The sequence below is a fragment of the Mycobacterium sp. E2989 genome (assembly GCF_001667595.1).
In the GTDB taxonomy this organism is placed as follows: Bacteria; Actinomycetota; Actinomycetes; order Mycobacteriales; family Mycobacteriaceae; genus Mycobacterium.
In genome coordinates this window covers 82,869-101,542 of sequence record NZ_LZJX01000119.1, presented here as the reverse complement: position 1 = coordinate 101,542, position 18,674 = coordinate 82,869, and the positions used below count along the sequence as shown (strand labels likewise).

17 protein-coding genes are annotated in these 18,674 nt (G+C 69.9%); 14 read left to right on the top strand and 3 right to left on the bottom strand.

The genetic code is table 11. The features are described 5' to 3' along the window. Nucleotides 1–134 precede the first annotated feature (134 nt). Nucleotides 135–2,807 carry an FHA domain-containing protein gene (locus A5680_RS21660; RefSeq protein WP_082956138.1) on the top strand — a complete coding sequence of 891 codons (2,673 nt, stop codon included), beginning with the start codon at nt 135–137 and terminating at the stop codon, nt 2,805–2,807. 11 nt (nt 2,808–2,818) lie between these two features. On the opposite strand, the gene A5680_RS26100 is transcribed toward A5680_RS21660, so the two are convergent. Continuing rightward, nucleotides 2,819–2,983 carry a hypothetical protein gene (locus tag A5680_RS26100; RefSeq protein ID WP_197281170.1) on the bottom strand — a complete coding sequence of 55 codons (165 nt, stop codon included), beginning with the start codon at nt 2,981–2,983 and terminating at the stop codon, nt 2,819–2,821. A 247-nt stretch (nt 2,984–3,230) separates the two neighbouring features. Between A5680_RS26100 and A5680_RS21650 the strand changes: the two genes are divergently transcribed. The 9 genes from A5680_RS21650 to fadD1 are packed head-to-tail and all read left to right on the top strand — an operon-like array spanning nt 3,231 to nt 12,293. Then, nucleotides 3,231–4,409, top strand: a complete 1,179-nt coding sequence (locus A5680_RS21650; protein ID WP_067823005.1) for an acyl-CoA dehydrogenase family protein — start codon at nt 3,231–3,233, stop codon at nt 4,407–4,409. A 17-nt stretch (nt 4,410–4,426) separates the two neighbouring features. Further along, entirely contained in the window at nt 4,427–5,545 is a 1,119-nt protein-coding gene (locus A5680_RS21645; protein ID WP_067823002.1) for an acyl-CoA dehydrogenase family protein, read from the top strand. Continuing rightward, the gene (locus tag A5680_RS21640) at nt 5,542–6,042 is read left to right on the top strand and encodes a MaoC family dehydratase N-terminal domain-containing protein (protein ID WP_067822999.1); all 501 of its coding nucleotides are present in this window, start codon (nt 5,542–5,544) and stop codon (nt 6,040–6,042) included. The genes A5680_RS21645 and A5680_RS21640 overlap by 4 nt, the downstream gene beginning before the upstream one ends. A 7-nt stretch (nt 6,043–6,049) precedes the next feature. Continuing rightward, a complete protein-coding gene (locus tag A5680_RS21635) occupies nt 6,050–6,505 on the top strand; it encodes a MaoC/PaaZ C-terminal domain-containing protein (RefSeq protein WP_067822996.1) in 456 nt (151 codons plus the stop codon). Next, nucleotides 6,502–7,704, top strand: coding sequence for a thiolase family protein (locus A5680_RS21630; RefSeq protein ID WP_067822993.1), 1,203 nt, complete (start codon nt 6,502–6,504; stop codon nt 7,702–7,704). The genes A5680_RS21635 and A5680_RS21630 overlap by 4 nt, the downstream gene beginning before the upstream one ends. A gap of 2 nt (nt 7,705–7,706) precedes the next feature. After that, entirely contained in the window at nt 7,707–8,108 is a 402-nt protein-coding gene (locus A5680_RS21625) for a Zn-ribbon domain-containing OB-fold protein (RefSeq protein WP_067822990.1), read from the top strand. Nucleotides 8,109–8,137: 29 nt separating this feature from the next. After that, on the top strand, nt 8,138–9,094 hold the full coding sequence (locus A5680_RS21620; protein WP_067823116.1) for an alpha/beta hydrolase: 957 nt from the start codon (nt 8,138–8,140) through the stop codon (nt 9,092–9,094). Next, the gene (locus tag A5680_RS21615) at nt 9,091–10,692 is read left to right on the top strand and encodes an NAD(P)/FAD-dependent oxidoreductase (RefSeq protein WP_067822987.1); all 1,602 of its coding nucleotides are present in this window, start codon (nt 9,091–9,093) and stop codon (nt 10,690–10,692) included. Before A5680_RS21620 ends, A5680_RS21615 begins: the two co-directional genes overlap by 4 nt. Next, the gene (gene fadD1, locus A5680_RS21610; RefSeq protein WP_067822983.1) at nt 10,689–12,293 is read left to right on the top strand and encodes a fatty-acid--CoA ligase FadD1; all 1,605 of its coding nucleotides are present in this window, start codon (nt 10,689–10,691) and stop codon (nt 12,291–12,293) included. Before A5680_RS21615 ends, fadD1 begins: the two co-directional genes overlap by 4 nt. Here fadD1 and A5680_RS21605 read toward each other — a convergent pair. Beyond that, nucleotides 12,290–13,138 carry a DMT family transporter gene (locus A5680_RS21605; RefSeq protein WP_067822980.1) on the bottom strand — a complete coding sequence of 283 codons (849 nt, stop codon included), beginning with the start codon at nt 13,136–13,138 and terminating at the stop codon, nt 12,290–12,292. The two genes, fadD1 and A5680_RS21605, sit on opposite strands and share 4 nt — an antisense overlap. A gap of 250 nt (nt 13,139–13,388) precedes the next feature. On the opposite strand from A5680_RS21605, the gene A5680_RS21600 reads away from it, so the two are divergent. From A5680_RS21600 to A5680_RS21585, 4 genes are all read left to right on the top strand, one after another. Beyond that, entirely contained in the window at nt 13,389–14,486 is a 1,098-nt protein-coding gene (locus A5680_RS21600) for a ferredoxin reductase (RefSeq protein WP_055401550.1), read from the top strand. 16 nt (nt 14,487–14,502) lie between these two features. After that, nucleotides 14,503–15,909: an acyl-CoA desaturase gene (locus tag A5680_RS21595; RefSeq protein ID WP_055401548.1), complete on the top strand. Its 1,407-nt coding sequence runs from the start codon at nt 14,503–14,505 to the stop codon at nt 15,907–15,909. Between the two features lie 72 nt (nt 15,910–15,981). After that, nucleotides 15,982–17,334, top strand: coding sequence for a molybdopterin-dependent oxidoreductase (locus tag A5680_RS21590; RefSeq protein ID WP_082970452.1), 1,353 nt, complete (start codon nt 15,982–15,984; stop codon nt 17,332–17,334). Beyond that, nucleotides 17,327–17,851 (top strand): hypothetical protein, encoded by a 525-nt coding sequence (locus A5680_RS21585; RefSeq protein WP_067822976.1) that lies wholly within the window; start codon nt 17,327–17,329, stop codon nt 17,849–17,851. The genes A5680_RS21590 and A5680_RS21585 overlap by 8 nt, the downstream gene beginning before the upstream one ends. Here the strand turns inward: A5680_RS21585 and A5680_RS21580 are convergent. Next, a complete protein-coding gene (locus tag A5680_RS21580; RefSeq protein ID WP_067822973.1) occupies nt 17,828–18,187 on the bottom strand; it encodes an SHOCT domain-containing protein in 360 nt (119 codons plus the stop codon). The two genes, A5680_RS21585 and A5680_RS21580, sit on opposite strands and share 24 nt — an antisense overlap. Nucleotides 18,188–18,674 lie beyond the last annotated feature (487 nt).

Genomic DNA, 18,674 nt, shown 5'->3' with positions numbered 1-18,674 from the left:
TCGGGCATCCACGGCCGGTCGCCCACGGTCCCACCGTCCAACACGCGGCGGCACCCACGCCTCCTCGCGGCCGGCGAGGGCGCGATCGAGATTGGCCGTCCCGATTCACCCGGCTGCCGATACAGTTGGTCGTGATGAGCCGACCATCCCCTCCTGTGTTGACCGTGCGGTACGAGGGATCCGAGCGCACGTTCGCCCCGGGCAACGACGTAGCGATCGGGCGCGACCTACGCGCAGACGTGCGCGTGGCGCATCCGCTGATCTCCCGCACCCACCTCATCGCCCGTTTCGACCAGGGCCGATGGGTCGCCATCGACAACGGCAGCCTCAACGGCCTGTTCGTGAACCACCATCGCGTGTCCATGGTCGACATCCAGGACGGCACGCGCGTCAACATCGGCAACCCGGACGGTCCGGCGCTGACCTTCGAGGTCGGCCGCCACCAGGGCTCGGCCGGACGGCCCCCGCTGACGGCGTCGATACCGATCGTCAACCCCGCCACCGCGGCGAGCCCGCAGGCTTCCGCGCCTCAGCCCGGCGCGCCATGGCCCGGCCAGCAGTCGGCGTCGGCCGCCTTTCGGCAGCCCAGCGGCCCGCAGCCCGTCCACCCGCCGAGCGCGCCGCAGCCCGTTCATCCGCCGAGCGGATCGATGCCCAGCCAGCCGTCGGCCGCCCAGCCCCGGTACCCGACCGGTGGCCAGCCGGCGGCACCACCCAGCGGGCCGCAGCACGCCCCCCAGATCTACCGCTCGCAGTCGATGAATCTGCCCCCGGCCCAGGCCGCGCAGCCGCCGGGGCTGGAGACTCAGCGCGTCAGCGGTGACGCGTCGAACCTCGCGACGTCGATGATGAAGATCCTGCGGCCGGGCCGGGCGGTCGAGTCGACCCCGGGCGCAATCAAGATCGGCCGCGCCAACGACAACGACATCGTCATCCCCGAGGTGCTTGCGTCGCGGCACCACGCCACCCTGGTCCCGACGCCGCACGGCACCGAGATCCACGACAACCGCAGCATCAACGGCACCTTCGTCAACGGCGCGCGGGTCGACTCGGCGGTGCTGCACGACGGCGACGTGGTCACCATCGGCAACATCGACCTCGTCTTCGCCGGCGGCACCCTGGCTCGCCGCGACGAGAGCGCCACCGCCACCCGCACCGGCGGGCTGGACGTGCGCGGTGTGACGTGGACGATCGAGAACAACAAGACGCTGCTGGACGACATCTCGCTGGGCGCGCAGCCCGGCACGCTGACGGCGGTGATCGGCCCCTCCGGGGCGGGCAAGTCGACGTTCGCCCGACTGGTCGCGGGGTACACGCACCCGACCCGCGGCACGGTCGCGTTCGAGGGCCACAACGTCCACGCCGAGTACGCCTCGCTGCGCAGCAGGATCGGCATGGTGCCCCAGGACGACGTGGTGCACGGCCAGCTCACGGTGCAGCAGGCGTTGATGTACGCCGCCGAGCTGCGACTGCCGCCCGACACCACCAAGGACGACCGGGCTCAGGTGGTGGCCCGGGTGCTCGAGGAGCTGGAGATGACCCAGCACCTGCACACCCGCGTCGACAAGCTCTCCGGTGGCCAGCGCAAGCGCGCGTCGGTCGCCCTGGAGCTGCTGACCGGGCCGTCGCTGCTGATCCTCGACGAGCCGACCTCCGGCCTGGACCCCGCGCTGGACCGCCAGGTGATGACCATGCTGCGGCAACTCGCGGACGCGGGCCGCGTGGTGCTCGTCGTCACCCACTCGCTGACCTACCTGGACGTGTGCGATCAGGTCCTACTGCTGGCCCCGGGCGGCAAGACCGCGTTCTGCGGCCCGCCCAGCCAGATCGGCCCCGCCATGGGGACCACGAACTGGGCCGACATCTTCAGCACGGTCGCCGGCGATCCGGACGGGTCCAAGGCGCGCTACCTGGCGCGCACGGGACCGCAGCCGCCACCGCCCCCGGCGCAACAGCCCGCCGACCTCGGCGACCCCTCGCACACCAGCCTGTTCCGGCAGTTCTCCACGATCGCCAGGCGGCAGGTCCGGTTGATCTTCTCCGACCGCGGCTACTTCGTGTTCCTGGCGCTGCTGCCGTTCATCATGGGTTCGCTATCCATGTCGGTGCCCGGCACCGTCGGCTTCGGCACCCCCAATCCGATGGGCGCCGCGCCCAACGAGCCGGGTCAGATCCTGGTGCTGCTCAACGTCGGCGCGGTGTTCATGGGAACGGCCCTGACCATCCGCGACCTCATCGGTGAACGCCCGATCTTCCTGCGCGAACAGGCGGTCGGCCTGTCCACCACCGCCTACCTGCTCGCGAAGGTCTGCGTCTACACGGTTTTCGCCATCATCCAATCGGCGATCGTGACGATCATCGTGCTGCTGGGCAAGGGCGGGCCGACCCACGGGGCCGTCGCACTGGGCCGGCCCGGCCTCGAGCTGTTCGTCGACGTGGCGTTGACGTGCGTGGCCTCGGCGATGCTGGGGTTGGCGCTGTCGGCCGTCGCCAAGTCGAACGAACAGATCATGCCGCTGCTCGTCGTGGCGGTCATGTCGCAGCTGGTGTTCTCCGGCGGCATGATCCCGGTGACCGGACGGGTGGGTTTGGACCAGATGTCCTGGGCGACGCCCGCGCGCTGGGGGTTCGCCGCGTCGGCCTCCACCGCCGACCTCACCGCGTTGGTGCCCGGCCCGCTCAGCCCGAAGGACTCCCACTGGCGTCACACGCCGGGCGCGTGGTGGTTCGACATCGCCATGCTGGTGCTGATCAGCCTCTTCTACCTGGGCTTCGTCCGCTGGAAGATCCGCCTGCGGGGCGGCTGAGGCCCCGCCGGTCAGGCCCCTTTGCGCATCACCTGGTCGGCCGCGGCGCGCATGCGATCCGACAGCGCAAGGAGATCGTGCTCGCCGACGCCGAGCGGAAGGGTGTAGGCCAGCTGGCGCAATTCGACCGAGTAGTTGCGCAGGTCGTCACGGAGGCGTGTCTCAACAGTGGGCATGACTTCTCCCTCAGGCTGCGGCTGGGCAGAGTGCCCGGTCCCCGTCGACCGGCCGGTATGCAAATCTTCGCAGTCCCTCCCCACAACGGCGAGAGCGCCGATGCGAATTAACGGGAGTTTGACAGCGTCTTTACAGTCCGGGCCTCGGCCCGGCCTACCGTCACGGCGAAATCCCCGGCGCGATCTCGCCGTGGCGTTACGCTGACGCTGCTCGGTGTAAGGCTCGCGGAAAGGCACAGGCGCCCGGATGGACTTCGAACTCGACGCCGGGCAGCGCGCATGGCTGACCGAGGTCCGCGAGTTCCTCCGCGACAACGTCACCGCCGAGTTGCGAGCCGAGCTGGCCCAGCATGACCTGGAGTTCCCCGACGGCGAGGTGGCGCGGTTCCGCCGCAAGATCGGGGAGAGGGGCTGGTTCGGGCTGAACTGGCCGCGCGAGTACGGCGGACTCGGCCTGGGCGCCGTCCATTTGCATCTGCTCGCCAGCGAATTCGAGTACTGGGGCGTGCCCGGCCCGGATCTGACGGTCACGTCGGTGGCGCCGATGATCATGCGGCACGGCACCGAACGAAACAAGACCGAATGGCTGCCGCCGATCGCCAGGGGCGAAATGGTCTGCGCCGTCGGCTATTCCGAGCCCGAGGCGGGTACCGACCTGGCCAGCCTGCGCACCAGCGCGGTGCGCGACGGCGACGAGTGGGTGATCAACGGCACCAAGATCTGGAACAGCGGCGCTCAGCGCGCCACCCACGAGTGGCTGTGTGTCCGCACCGATCCCAACGCCGTTCGCCACCGGGGCATCTCGGTCATCATCGTGCCGATCGACAGCCCCGGCGTGACGATCCGGCCGCTGTACGCGTGGTCGGGCTATCGCACCAACGAGGTGCACTTCCGCGACGTGAGCGTCCCGGTCACCAACCTGGTGGGCGAGGTCAACCGCGGCTGGACGTACATCACCGGTGCGCTTGACCTCGAACGCGGCGCCCTGACCAACGCCGGCGACCTGCGGCGCGCCGTGGAGGAGCTGCGTGACCTCGCGCGGCGGCCGCGCCGGGACGGCACGGTGCCGGCCGAGAGCGCGTCGCTGCGACGCCGGCTTGCGCAGGCCGAGGCCGACGTGGCGGTCGCCACGCTGATGGGGTACGAGGCGGCCTCGATCCTCGACAGCGGCGTGATCCCGTCGGTGGAGGTCAGCGTCGAGAAGGTGTTCACCAGTGAACTGCGCCAGCGCATCGCCGTGCTCGCGCTCGATCTCCTCGGCCCGGACGGGTTGCTGGCGCACCGCAGCCAAAACGCGCCGCTGGCCGGCAAGTTCGAGCGACTGTACCGGGCCGCGCCCCTGATGCGTTTCGGCGGCGGGACCAACGAGGTGCTTCGCGACATCATCGCCCAGCGCGGGCGCAAGATGCCCAGCTACGGGCGCTGACGGGGCGACCGGACACCATGAGAGCGATCCCCACCGCTGAACAGCGCCAGTTCGCCTCTTCGCTGCGCGCCCTGCTGGCGGCCGAGTGCCCGGTGGAGTTGGTGCGCGGGCTCAGCGAACCGGGTGCCGACCGCCGCACCCCGGCGCTGCACAAGGCCCTGACCGACGCGGGCGTCCCCGGCCTGGCCCTGGCGGAGGAATACGGCGGGGCCGGCGGCTCGCTGGACGACCTCGCCGTCTTCTACACCGAGGCCGGCCGCGCGCTGTGCCCGACGACCATCCACAGCAGCATCCAGGCCGCGCTCGCCATCGACCAGCTCGGCTCACCGGACGCCAAGGCGGCCTTGCTGCCGGACCTGGCGCGCGGGTCGACCCGGGGTACCACGGCGCTCTTCAGCGCGCGCGACGCCGCCGTGGTGTCGGCCTCGGTGCGCGCCGAACCCGTGTCGGCGCAGTGGCGGCTGACCGGCGCCGCGGACTACGTCGCCGACGCCGACGTCGCCGACGTCATCGTGATTTCGGCTGCCGCGCAAGGGCATACGCTGGTCTTCGTCGTCGACGCCCGAGCGACCGGCGTGACGATGGAGGCCCTCGCCATGGCGGGCGGGCACCGCGCGTTCACGGTCCGCTTCGACGGCGTCCTGGTCGCCGGCGACGCGCTGCTCGGTGACGCCCCCGCGTCGGCCTTGCGGCGGGTGGCCAACGCGGCGGTGGCCCTGGGGTCGCTCGACCTGGTGGGCGCAGGGGAGGCGGTCATCGACCGCACCGTCGACTACACCACCGTGCGTCACCAATTCGGGCGGCCCATCGCGTCCTTCCAGGCCGCCCAGCATCTGGTCGCCGACATGCATATCGCCCTGGCGGCGGCGCGACTGGCCGCGCATGCGGCCGTCTTCTGGATCGCGCACGGCCACACGGCAACCCGGGAGACCGCCATCGCGCGGATGCACGCGGCCACCGCCGCCCGGCTGATCACGTTGGACGCCCACCAATTGCACGGCGGCATGGGGTATGTCACCGAGACCGATCTGCACCTGTGGACCGAGCGGGCGCGGCTGGGCTCGACGTGGGGCGGCGGGGCGGACGTCGCCGCGTCGTGGCTGGAGGAAACCTTGGATGCAGAGGAGGGCCGGTGATTCAGGACAGCTTGATCGACGCCGAATCGGCGTCGCGGGTCGGCACCGTCGCGGCGTCCGCGACGGGCGAGGTGAACCGGCGCGACTGGCAGCGATGGGCGGCCGCGGTCGGTGACCACAACCCGCTGTATTTCGACCCGGATCACGCCAGGGCCAACGGGTTTCGCGACATCATCTGCCCGCCGCTTTTCCTGCAGTACGCCGTGCTCGGCGTGACCCACCTGCAAGCGCTGCGCCCCGACGGTTCCTCCGGCGCGATCTCCGGCAGCCTCGCGTTTCCCCGCGCGCCCAAGCGGATGGCCGGCGGGGAGAGCTTCACCTTCCACCTGCCGGCCTACCACCGCGACGACATCGAGATGGTCCGCACCATCGACTCCATCGTCGAAAAGGAGGGCCGATCGGGCAGATTCGTTCTGGTCACCTGGACCACCGTGTACCGCAACCAGCACCGCGAACTGCTCGCCGAAGCCTCGACCTCGATGATCGCCCGCCCCTAGGAGCGCCATGACCGACCAAGTCTTTTACGAGGACGTCGAGGTGGGCCACCGGATGCCCGAACTCACCGTGACCGTCGACGAAACGCAGCTGTTCTTCTTCAGCGCCGCGACCTACAACGGCCATCGCATCCACTACGACAAGGACTGGGCGCGCACGGTCGAGGGGTACGACGACGTGCTGGTGCACGGTCCGCTGCAGGCCGCGCTCCTCGGCCGCGCCATCGGGGACTGGATCGGCGGGCGAGGCCGCCTGGTGTCCTTTTCCGTGCAGAACCGTGCGGTCGCCCACCCCGGGCAACCCCTGAGCTTCGGCGGGACGATCACCGGCAAACGCCTCTCCGACGACGGCGCGGGGCTGGTGGACCTCGACATCGCGGGCCGCCGCCAGGACACCGTGCTCATGCCGGGCACGGCGACGGTCGCGCTGCCCCGACGCGGGGCGCCTCCGGAAGCCGATCAGTGACCGGGCTGCGCGGCGAGGCCGCGATCGTCGGCATCGCGGAGCTGCCGGCGCAGCGCCGCCCCACCCGCCCGCCGCTGTTCACCCTCGACCAGTACGCGCTGCTGGCCAAGATGGTGGTCGAGGACGCGGGCGTCGACCCCGCCTGCGTCAACGGCCTGCTGACGCACGGCATCGCCGAGTCGACGATGTTCGCACCCGCCACCCTGTGCGAATACCTCGGCCTGGCACTGGATTTCGGGGAGCGCGTCGACCTGGGCGGGGCCACCGCCGCGGGCATGATCTGGCGGGCCGCCGCCGCCGTGGAGCTCGGCATCTGCGACGCGGTGCTGGCCGTGGTCCCCGGCTCGGCGTCGCAGCCGCAGTCCGAGAAGCGACCACCACCGGCACCGAATTGGTATGGCGCGTCGTCGAACAACTACGGATCGCCGCAAGCCGAATTCGAGATCCCGTACGGCAACGTGGGCCAGAACGCGCCGTACGCGCAGATCGCCCAGCGCTACGCCGCCGAATTCGGCTACGACCCTTCCACGCTGGCCAAGATCGCGGTCGACCAACGCACCAACGCGTGCGCCCACCCCGGCGCGGTGTTCCACGGCACCCCGCTCACGGTCGACGACGTGCTCGCCAGCCCGATGATCGCCGACCCGATCCACATGCTGGAGACCGTGATGCGGGTGCACGGGGGAGCGGGCGTGCTGATCGCCAACGCCGACATCGCCCGTCGCGGTCGCCACCGGCCGGTGTGGGTCACCGGCTTCGGCGAACACATCGCTTTCAAGACCCCGACCTACGCCGAAGACATGCTGCGCACCCCGATCGCCCGCGCCGCCGACCGGGCCTTCGCGATGGCCGGCCTGACCCGGTCCGAGGTGGACATGGCGTCGATCTACGACTGCTACACGATCACCGTGCTGATGAGCCTGGAGGACGCGGGCTTCTGCGGCAAGGGCGAGGCGATGGCGTGGATCGCCGGCCACGACCTGACCTACCGCGGCGACTTTCCGCTCAACACCGCCGGCGGCCAGCTGTCCTACGGGCAGGCCGGCATGGCCGGCGGCATGCACCACGTCGTCGACGGCGCCCGGCAGGTCATGGGCCGGGCCGGCGACGCGCAGGTGCGCGACTGCCACACCGCGTTCGTCACCGGCAACGGCGGCATCATGAGCGAGCAAGTCGCGCTGCTGATGCGGGGGGACTAGCGATGAGTGTCCCCGTTCCCGAGCCCACGCCGGTGTCACGCCCCTTCTGGGACGGCCTGGCCCGCCACCGCATCGTGGTGCAGTACTCGCCCTCGCTGGCGCGCCACGTGTTCTACCCGCGCACGCTGGCCCCGGGAACGCTGGCCGACGACCTCGAATGGCGCGAAATCGACGGCGCCGGAACGCTGTATACGTTCACGATCGCCCGCCGGCCCACCGCGCCACCGTGGGCCGACGCCTTGCCGCAGCTGCTCGCGGTCGTGCAGTGGGACGCGGGGCCGAAGTTCAGCACCGAGTTGGTCGACGTCGACCCCGGCGACGTCGGAATCGGCATGCGGGTGCGGCCGGTGTTCTACGATCTGCCCGAAAACGGAATCACCCTATTGAAGTACCGGCCGGCATGAGCGGCCCGGCGATGCGGGCGGAGGTTCACATGGACGGCCCCCTTGACGGCGTCCGGGCGATGCTGCGCGAGTTGGACGCCGGGTTCCCGCGCATCGAGACCATGACCGCCGACGAGGCCCGCGCCGCCGTCGCGCAGCGACGCCAGCCGGTCAACAACATCGACGACGTCCGCCGCACCGAGGACCGGTCGATCCCCGGCCCCGCCGGCGCCATCCCCGTGCGGGTCTACCACCCCCATGGCGACACGCGCGACGAGCGCCCCGCGATCGTGTTCTGCCATGGCGGCGGATTCGTGTTGTGCGACATCGAATCCCACGACGGCTTCTGCCGCGCGCTGGCCCGCGGCACCGAGGCCGTCGTGGTGTCGGTCGGGTACCGCCTCGCGCCCGAACACCGCGCCCCCGCGGCCGCACTGGACGCGTTCGCGGCGTTCTGCTGGGTGATCGACCACGCCGCCGAACTCGGCATCGACCCGGTGCGGACCGCCGTCGCCGGCGACAGCGCCGGCGGCAACCTCGCCGCCGTCACCGCCATCCTCTGCCGGGACCGGGCGGTCGCCCCGCCGGCCGCGCAGCTGCTGATCTACCCGGTAATCGACCCGTCCTTCGACACCGAGAGCTATCGGCGCTGCGCCACCGGCTACTTCCTCACTCGCGCCGCCATGCGGTGGTACTGGGGCCAATACCTGGACAGCACAACGCTTTTGGATCCGCCACACCTGGTCGCGCCGGCGCGCGCGGCTTCGCACGCCGACCTGCCACCCGCCGTGATCGTCACCGCCGGCCTCGATCCGCTACACGGCGAGGGCCGCGACTATGCGTGCCGACTGCGCGACGCGGGGGTGCCCGTGGTGCACCGCGACTTCCCGGACCTGTTCCACGGCTTCCTGACCATTCCCGCTTTCCCCCCGGCGGCCTCGGCGCAGGCCATGATCTACGCCGACCTTCGGGAACTGCTGCAACCCACCGTCTGCGAGTCGACATGACCCCGAAGACAGACACCGACGTCATCGTCATCGGGGCCGGGTTCGCCGGGCTCTACGCCGTGCACCGGGCGGCCTCGGCCGGCCTGTCGGTGATCGGCCTCGAGGCGGCGCCCGACGTGGGCGGCACCTGGTACTGGAACCGGTACCCCGGCGCCCGGTGCGACGTCGAAAGTGTCGACTACTCCTACTCGTTCGACGACGCGCTGCAGCAGGACTGGACGTGGAGCGAACGGTTCGCCGCGCAACCGGAGATCCTCGCCTACCTGCGGCACGTCGCGGACCGATTCGATCTGCGCCGGCACTATCGATTCGAGGTCGACGTGGTCGGCGCGGCCTTCGAGCAAGCCCAATGGCGGATACGAACCCGCGACGGGCGGACCCACGCCGCGTCGTTCCTCGTCTGCGCGACGGGTTGCCTGTCGGCGGTCAACCGTCCGGCCATCCCCGGCGTCGACGACTTCGCGGGCGAGGTGTACTTCACCGCCGCCTGGCCGCGCGAGGACCCCGACCTGCGTGGCAAACACGTGGGCCTGATCGGCACGGGATCGTCTGGCATTCAAGCGGTTCCGATCGTCGCCGCGCAGGCCGATCGGCTGGTGGTGTTCCAGCGATCGGCGAACTACAGCATCCCGATGCCCAACCGCCCCTGGACGCCGGAGGAGCAACAACAGATTCGGGAGCAGTATCCCGAGCGGCGCCGCATGTCGGCCTATGCGGCGGCCGGCACCCCGCACGGCACCTACCACAAGCGGGCCGTCGACACCGAACCGCAGGAACGCGCCGAGGCGTTGTGGCGGCGCTGGCGCGAGGGCGGCGTGCTGTTCGCCAAGACGTTCCCCGACCAGAACTCCGACCTCGCGGCCAACGACATCGCCCGTGAGTTCGCCGAGCAGCGGGTCCGCGAAATCGTCGCCGACCCCGAAGTGGCCACCGACCTCATCCCCGTCGACCACCCGATCGGGTCGAAGCGAATCTGCACCGACGGCGGCTATTACGACGCGTTCAACCGCGACAATGTCGCGCTGGTCAACCTGCGTCGCGAGCCCATCGAGGCGATCACCGCCGACGGCGTGCGCACGGGCGCGGCGACCTATCCCTGCGATGTCCTGATCTTCGCCACCGGCTTCGACGCGCTGACCGGCGCGCTGACCCGCATCGATCCACAGGGGCCCGGGGGAGTGCGGCTGAGCGACGTCTGGGCGGACGGCCCGGTGACGTTCCTGGGCCTGATGGTGCCCGGCCTGCCGAACCTGTTCACCATCAGCGGCCCGGGCAGTCCCTCGGTGCTGGCCAACATGGTGCTGCACGCCGAGGTGCAGGTCGATTGGGTCACCGAGCTGATGTTGACCGCCCGCCGCCTCGGGGTGACGGAGGTGGAACCGCGCCGCGACGCCGCCGACACCTGGACCGACCACGTCGCCGAGGCGGCCGAGCAGACGTTGTTCCCGAGGGCGGCCTCGTCCTGGTACCTGGGCGCGAACATCGAGGGCAAGAAACGAATCTTCATGCCCTACGCCGGCGGGTTCGGCACGTATCGGCGCCACTGCGACGAGGTGGCCCGTCGGCACTACGCCGGGCTGGTGCTGACCACCCGATGATCGAGACGGTCCAGCAGCTGCTGCGGCAACGCCGCAACGACGACACCCCGGCGCTGGCCTCCGGCGACCGCGTGTGGACCTGGCGCGAACACCTCGCCGAGGCCGAGGCGCAGGCCGCCGCGTTGATCGCCCTCGCCGACCCCGCCCGCCCGCTGCACGTCGGCGCCCTGCTGCCCAACTCCCCGGCGATGCTGCGCGCCATGGCGGCGGCCGCGCTGGGCGGCTACGTGCTGTGCGGCATCAACACGACGCGGCGCGGGGCGGGCCTGGTGGCCGACATCCGGCGCTCCGACTGTCAGCTGCTGCTGGTCGACCCCGAGCACGTCGCCCTCCTGGATGGCTTGGACCTCAACGGGATTCAGGTGCTCGACGTAACCGGCCGGCGCTACGCCGACCTGGTGGCCGCGGCGCCGGCCCTGGTCCCGCATCGCGAGGTCGCCGGCGGCGACACCCTGATGATGATCTTCACCTCCGGGACCAGTGGCGACCCGAAGGTCGTGCGGCTCGCCCACGCGATGACCGTCATGTGCGGCGCCAGCCTGATCTACCAGTACGACGTCACCGCCTCAGACGTCTGCTACCTGTCGATGCCGCTCTTCCACTCCAACGGCGTCGCCGCCGGTTGGGCGGTTGCCATCGGGGCCGGCGCGACCATGGTCCCGGCCCGGTTCTCCCCGTCGCGGTTCCTCGACGACGTGCGCCGCTACCGCGTGACGTACCTCAACTATGTCGGCAAGCCGCTCGCCTTGATCCTGTCCACCCCCGAGCGCCCCGACGACGCGGACAACACGTTGCGCGTGGCCTTCGGCAACGAGGCGACCGACCGCGACATCGCCGAATTCGCAAGGCGTTTCGGGTGCCGGGTGGTCGACAGCTTCGGTTCCAGCGAATTCGCGGTGATCGTCGTCCGGGAGGACGGCACCCCGCCCGGATCGATCGGCCGGCCGTATCCGGGGGTGAGCGTCTACAACCCGGAGACGCTGCGCGAATGCGCCGTCGCCCAATTCGACGAGCACGGGGCGCTGACCAACTTCGACGACGCGGTGGGCGAGCTCGTCAACACCCAGGGCGCGGGGCCGTTCGTCGGCTACTACAACGATCCGGACGCCACCGCCCAGCGGATGCGGCATGGCATGTACTGGTCCGGTGACCTGGCCTACCGCGACGCCGACGGCTGGATCTACCTGGCCGGGCGGACGGCGGATTGGCTGCGGGTGGACGGCGAGAACCTGGCGGCGGGCCCGATCGAACGGATTTTGGAGCGGCTGCCCGAGGTCAGCCAGGTCGCCGTCTACGGGGTGCCCGACGAGCGGGTGGGCGATCAGGTGATGGCCGCGCTGGTGTTGCGCCCGGGCGCGCGGTTGGGGCCCGACGAGTTCGCGAGTTTCCTTGCCGCGCAACCCGATCTGTCGCCGAAGGGCTGGCCGCGGTACGTGCGGATCAACGCCGACCTGCCCACCACGGCGACGAACAAGATCCTCAAACGCGCGCTGATCGCCGCGGGCGCGAGCGCGCAGGGCGGCGTGCTGTGGACCCGCGCGGCGCGCGAGAGGACATACCGTCCGGAGCGCACCCCCGGCCGGCAGGTCCCGGTGAGCTAGGCGACGGTTTCCTGCGGCGCTTCCCCGAACCGCGCCAGTACCAGGGTGGCGGACACGGCCACCACAAACCCCGTGATCACCAACCAGCCGAGCCCGTCGCGCGCGTTGTCGCCCAGCCAGACCACCCCGACGAACGCGGGCGCGATGGTCTCACCGACGACCATCCCGGCGACGGCGGTCGTGACGGATCCGCGGTGCAGGGCGGAGGTCAGCAGCAGGAAACCCGCGACCCCGCCCGCGGCCGCCGCGTACAACGCCGGGTTGGTGTAGAAGGCGCGCCGGGTCGGGTCGATCACCTCGATCAGCCGGACACCGACCTCAATGACACCGAAACCGGTTCCGGCCGCCAACCCCAACGCCAGCGCCCGCGGGCGGTCCGGCAGCCGGCCCGCAACGGCGCCGGCGACGAACACCACGGCCACCACGCCCAGCAATGCCCAGCCCAGCCCGGCCGGAGCGTGCCGGAAGTGCCCGGGGCCGGCCGCCAGCGCGAGCGCGACGAGGCTCACGCACACCACGCCCACCGCCGTCCATTCCGCCCGCGACAGCCGGGCCGACAGCAGCCACGCGGACGCGACGCCGGTGACCGCGATCGAGGCGGCCAGCGCCGCGGCGACCACGTAGATCGGCACGAGTCGCAGCGCCGCCACCTGGAGCAGGAAGCCGAGCCCGTCCAGGCCGACGCCGACGAGGTAGCGCCACTGGCGGGCGGCGCGCATCAGCAGCACGGTGTCGACGCCCGAGCCGCTGCCCGCTTCCACCGATCGCGTCGCGGCCGCCTGCAACACCGACGCCGTGCCGTAACAGACCGAGCAGCCCAGCGCGAGGAGGAAGCCGATCAGCACACGTCGAACAATAGGCGCACCGCTCACGCGGTGGCGCGTCAGCTGAGAATCCGCTGAACAAATGTTTGGGCGTTGCCGGATCCGGGCACGCGGGGTGTAACGCATCGCGCCAGATCCAGTCACACAGCAATTGCAATAGTGAACAGGCGTGTCTTCTGTATAGCGCCTGAAAAACGTCGTGTTGCCTGATAGTACAACCTAATTCAATATCGACGTTTAAAGTCGGTGTACAAGTGTGTACTCTGAATGCATGGCTGAGCGCGGCGCTGAACCCCAGGTCCCACGCGGGCGTCGGCTGTTCCTGCGAGCGGTCCGGCGGCTGTTCAGCCCGCTGCAGCCGGACGACTACCTCGAGATGATCAACCCGCTGTGGACCACCAAGGAGCTGCGCGGGAAGGTCGAGGGCATCGAGGCCCAGGGCTCGGAAGCGGCCAGCGTCCTGATCCGCCCGGGGTACGAGTGGCCCGGCCACAAGCCCGGACAGTACGTGCGCCTCGGCGTGGTCATCGACGGCGTCTACCACTGGCGTGCGTACTCGCTGACGTCTGATCCCAGGCCCGACGACGGGCTGATCAGCGTCACGCCGAAGAGGGTCGACGGCGGCGTCGTGTCGCCGTATCTCGTGCACAAGATTCAGCCGGGCGATCTGGTTCGGCTCGGCGAGATCGAGGGCGTCTTCACCCTGCCGGACCCGCTGCCGCCGAAGCTGCTGTTCATCAGTGCCGGCAGCGGCATCACGCCGATCATCAGCATGCTGCGCGACCTCGACCATCGCGACGAATTGCGCGACGCGGTGGTCATCCATTCGGCGCGGACCCGCGAGCAGGCCATGTTCCTGCCGGCCCTGGAAGAGCTCGAGGAACGCCACGAAGGGCTGCGGCTGGATCTGCGCCTCACCTCCGAGCAGGGGCGCCTGACACCCGAGGAGCTGGACGACGTGTGCCCGGACTGGCGTGAACGCGAGGCGTTCTGCTCGGGTCCGGGGGAAATGCTCGACGCCCTGATCGAGCACTGGAAAGAGAACGGGGATTGCGATCGCCTGCACTTCGAGCGGTTCCAGCCCAAGATCGGCGGCGACGCCAACGCCGGCGAGGGCGGCACCGTCTGCTTCCTGGACAGCGAGAAGGAAGTCGAATGTGACGGTGGCACATCCATTCTCGAAGCCGGCGAGAAGGCGGGACTCAATCTTGCGTTCGGCTGCCGGATCGGAATTTGTCATACCTGTGTCGGGACGCTGAAGTCGGGCAAGCTGCGCGACCTGCGCTCGGGCGACGTGATCGAGCCGACGGAGCAAGACGTGCGGATCTGCATCAACACCGCCGAGGGCGACGTCGAACTCGAACTGTGATGGAAAGGAGCGGCTCGTGACAACTGCCGTTAAAAGGGCCGGGGAGAGCCCGCTGTCCCGGTTGGGGGAGCAGGAACTGGAAAAACTCGCCAAGGAATTCGACGCGATCCACGACGAGGTGTTCGCCGACCTCGGCGACCGCGACCGCCGCTACATCAAGAACGTCATCTCGGCACAACGTCAGATCGTGGTGGCCGGCCGAATCCTGTTGCTGGCGTCGCGGTCCAAGACCGCATGGCTGCTGGGCACCGCCTGCCTCTCCATGGCCAAGATTCTGGAGAACATGGAGATCGGCCACAACGTGATGCACGGCCAATGGGATTGGATGAACGATCCCGACATCCACTCGTCGGTCTGGGACTGGGACACGGCCTCGACGGCCGAGTCGTGGAAGCACTCGCACAACTACATCCATCACACGTTCACCAACATCCTCGGCAAGGACAAGGATCTCGGCTACGAGATCATGCGCATCGACCCCAATCAGAAATGGGCTCCGCGCTACCTGGGCCAACCGATCTACAACCTGCTGCTGACGCTGCTGTTCGAGTGGGGCGTGGCCGTCCACGACATGGACATCGACGCCATCCGCAAGCGCGAAAAGCCGTGGTCGGAGGTGCGCAAGGACCTACGGGGCATCGGGGTCAAGGCGCGCGCGCAGATCTACAAGGACTACCTCGGCTGGCCGGCCATCAGCGCCGGCGCGTTCGCGCTCACCCAGTTGGCGCTGGGCGGCCGGCTCGAACAGCCGTCGCAATCCCGCATCGCCAGAAGGCTGCGCAGGGTGTCGAAGGGCCGTCGCGCCGGCGCCGCGGCGAACTTCCTCGACAAAGTCGCGCCCGGCGTCGAGAGCACCTACCTACGCACCCTGGCCGCGGACGCGCTGGCCAACGTCATCCGCAACGTGTGGGCGCACGCCATCATCTTCTGCGGCCACTTCCCGGACCAGACCTACACGTTCACCCAGGAAGAGGTCGAGAACGAGACGCGCGGCGGTTGGTACGTGCGCCAATTGCTCGGCGCCGCGAACATCGACGGCAGCCCCCTGTTCCACATCATCAGCGGCAACCTGGGCTATCAGGTGGAGCACCACCTCTACCCGGACATGCCGAGCAGTCGCTACTCGGAGATCGCGCCACAGGTCAAAGAGATCTGCGAGCGCTACGAGCTGCCGTACAACTCCGGTCGTTTCGGCAAGCAGTGGGGGATGGTGCACCGCAGCATCTTCCGGCTGGCCTTCCCGGGCGGAGCGCCGCGGCCGAAGCCCGGCCCCTACCACGGCAACGTCCACCGGCCCGATCCCGACCGGCCCAGCGAGGGCGACCGCTTCCGAGATCGGGTCCCGGCCGAACACCCGGCCGCCGGTCCCGAACACGACTCCTCCGGCGTCGAGGTGCAGCCGCCGCCGCGGGGCAAGGACTGACGCGCGCCGCAGATCGGCGAGTCTGAACCATTTTCGCCGGCCCGCCGTGTCTCATCATCGATGATGCACGGCATGGGCGAACCGAAAGCAGACACCGACGCGCCGGACGCTTCCGACGGGTACGGGTTTCCCGCGTGGCTGTGGCGTCGGCTGGACGAGCACCCGCCGCCGGGCGTCCGGCGGGCGCAGCGATGGCGCAGCCCGCTGCGGGGTCCGTGGCTGACCTCGGTGTTCGGCTCGGTGCTGCTGGTGACGCTGCCGATCGTCATCATCACCGGCCTGCTGTCCTACGTCGCCTACGGGCCGCGGTTCGGCCAGGCCATTCCGGGCGACGTCGGGTGGCTCAAGCTGCCGACGTTCGATTGGCCCACCAACCCTTCGTGGCTGTACCGGCTCACCCAGGGGCTGCACGTCGGGCTCGGGCTCGTCCTGATCCCGGTGGTGCTGGCCAAACTATGGTCGGTGATACCGAGGCTGTTCGCCTGGCCGCCCGCCCGGTCGACAGCCCAACTGCTGGAACGGGTTTCGTTGCTGATGCTGGTCGGTGGCATCCTGTTCGAAATCATCACCGGCGTGCTGAACATCCAGTACGACTACATCTTCGGTTTCAGCTTCTACACCGCGCACTACTTCGGCGCCTGGGTGTTCATCGCCGGATTCGTCGTGCACATCGCGATCAAGATTCCGACGATGTGGTCCGGCCTGCGCTCGATCTCGCCGCGCGACGTGCTGCGCACCGGGCGCGCCGAAACCGTTGCGCAGCCGTGGGAGCCGGACGGGCTGGTCGCCGCGGACCCGAGCCCGGCGACGATGAGCCGCCGCGGCGCGCTGGCGTTGGTGGGCGGCGGCGCGCTGTTCATGGCGGTCATCACCGCGGGTCAGACGCTGGGTGGCTGGACGCGGCCCGCCGCGCTGCTGCTGCCCCGGGGGCGCACCCGTGGAGACGGACCCAACGACTTCGAGATCAACCGGACCGCGGCGGTGGCCGGCATCTCCGCCGCGGAGGCCGGCGAGCGCTGGCGGCTGACCCTGAGCGGCGGTGCCGCCCCGGTGGTGCTGGATCGCGCGGCGCTGCTGGCCATGCCGCAGCACACCGCCGTGCTTCCGATCGCCTGTGTCGAAGGCTGGTCGACCACCCAGACGTGGACCGGGGTGCGGTTGGCGGAGCTGGCCCGGCGGGCCGGCGTCCCTGCGCCGGAGTCGGCTTACGTATCCTCCCTCGAGCGCAACGGCGCGTTCGGCCGCGCGACACTGCAGAAGAGCCAGGTGCTGCACCCGGATGCGCTGCTGGCGTTGCGCGTCAACGGCGCCGACCTGTCGCCTGATCACGGCTACCCGGCGCGCGTCATCGTGCCGGCGCTGCCGGGGGTGCACAACACCAAATGGGTGGAGTCCATCGCCTTTCGAGGGGCCGCAAATGCCTAGCGCCCGAACGGGTTTCGTTAGGATCTATGGTTCCGGCCCGGTGCATCTGCTCACCCTGATCGCCGGGTTCGCGCTCCTGGGTTACGTGGTGGCCACCATGAAACCGGTCACGCTGTGGAACCCACATGTGTGGTGGCAGTCGATCATCGTGTGGTTCGCCGCGGCCATCGTCGCGCACGACCTGGTGTTGTTCCCGGTCTATGCGCTTCTCGACGCGCTGCTGTCGCGGGCCGTCGTCGGTACGGCGCCGCCCCGGGTGCCGGTAATCAATCACGTCCGGGTGCCCGCGCTGGGGGCGGGCCTGACGCTGCTGGTGTTCCTCCCCGGCATCATCAAGCAGGGCGCCCCGACGTATTCGGCGGCGACCGGGCAAACCCAGGATCCATTTCTCGGGCGGTGGCTGCTGCTGACCGCGGCGATGTTCGGGGTCAGCGCGGCGATCTATGCGATCCGCGTGGCGAGGGCGCATCGGCGGCCCGAGCCCGCGCCCGGCTTACATGTTGGCGATGATCTGTAGGCGCTGGGCGCTGTACTCGGTGTCGGAGATCGCGCCCCTGGCGTGCAGGTCCTCGAGCTGCCTGAGCCGCTGGTAGAGCGGCGGCTCGGATACCGGGAGCGCGACCGGCTGGGCCTGGATGCCGCTGTGGTGGCGCAGCGCCGCGTCCTTGGTGGTCCACCCGGCGCCGAGGTCGAGCAGCCGCAGCGCGAACAGCACTCCGGCGCCGATGATCGGCAGGCCGAGGTAGAGCATCCACCCCAACGGCATACCGGCCTGGCTCAGCGCGAAATAGCGCGTCAGCAGCACGAGCGCGAGCATCCCGCCGGCCAGTAGCACGACGACCTTGCTTTTCATCCGCGGTGTACCTTCCGTGTTGTTCGCTGCGGGCGGCAGCGGTGGTCGGGCAAGTGCAACCGACCCACGCCGCTACCGATCCCAAAGGGCACTGGGCGACTTCACCGTCCACGGCCGCGCTTGAAGGATTCTTGGCGACTTCTTGGAGTGTTCTTTGAAAGCCCGCGCGTGTTCTGCGCGGTGCGCGGGGAGTAACTACTCTGGTCGGCATGGGAAATGGGCGGACCGGGAAGGCGACGGCGCTGTGCGCCTGCCTGGCCGCACTTGTCTTTACGCCTTTCGACGTCGCCGCGACGGCGGAGCTGACAAGACCCGTTGCGTCGGCCCCGTCCTCACGGATCGGTGACAGTGCGCTCGGACTGCCCAGCTCGCCCTGTTTTATCGGCCTCAACTGCGGATGTGTTCAACACTGCCAATCGCCGCCGCGCCCACATCCGCCGGCTGTAGCCGGCGATCCACAGCACGTCCCGCCCGCCTCAACGCCGCC

Bases quoted from the DNA above. Each gene is read 5' to 3' on its own strand.
- A5680_RS21660 (WP_082956138.1), top strand. From the start codon at position 135: ATGAGCCGACCATCCCCTCCTGTGTTGACCGTGCGGTACGAGGGATCC.
- A5680_RS26100 (WP_197281170.1), bottom strand. From the start codon at position 2,983: ATGCCCACTGTTGAGACACGCCTCCGTGACGACCTGCGCAACTACTCG.
- A5680_RS21650 (WP_067823005.1), top strand. From the start codon at position 3,231: ATGGACTTCGAACTCGACGCCGGGCAGCGCGCATGGCTGACCGAGGTC.
- A5680_RS21645 (WP_067823002.1), top strand. From the start codon at position 4,427: ATGAGAGCGATCCCCACCGCTGAACAGCGCCAGTTCGCCTCTTCGCTG.
- A5680_RS21635 (WP_067822996.1), top strand. From the start codon at position 6,050: ATGACCGACCAAGTCTTTTACGAGGACGTCGAGGTGGGCCACCGGATG.
- A5680_RS21625 (WP_067822990.1), top strand. From the start codon at position 7,707: ATGAGTGTCCCCGTTCCCGAGCCCACGCCGGTGTCACGCCCCTTCTGG.
- A5680_RS21620 (WP_067823116.1), top strand. From the start codon at position 8,138: ATGGACGGCCCCCTTGACGGCGTCCGGGCGATGCTGCGCGAGTTGGAC.
- A5680_RS21615 (WP_067822987.1), top strand. From the start codon at position 9,091: ATGACCCCGAAGACAGACACCGACGTCATCGTCATCGGGGCCGGGTTC.
- fadD1 (WP_067822983.1), top strand. From the start codon at position 10,689: ATGATCGAGACGGTCCAGCAGCTGCTGCGGCAACGCCGCAACGACGAC.
- A5680_RS21600 (WP_055401550.1), top strand. From the start codon at position 13,389: ATGGCTGAGCGCGGCGCTGAACCCCAGGTCCCACGCGGGCGTCGGCTG.
- A5680_RS21590 (WP_082970452.1), top strand. From the start codon at position 15,982: ATGGGCGAACCGAAAGCAGACACCGACGCGCCGGACGCTTCCGACGGG.
- A5680_RS21585 (WP_067822976.1), top strand. From the start codon at position 17,327: ATGCCTAGCGCCCGAACGGGTTTCGTTAGGATCTATGGTTCCGGCCCG.
- A5680_RS21580 (WP_067822973.1), bottom strand. From the start codon at position 18,187: ATGAAAAGCAAGGTCGTCGTGCTACTGGCCGGCGGGATGCTCGCGCTC.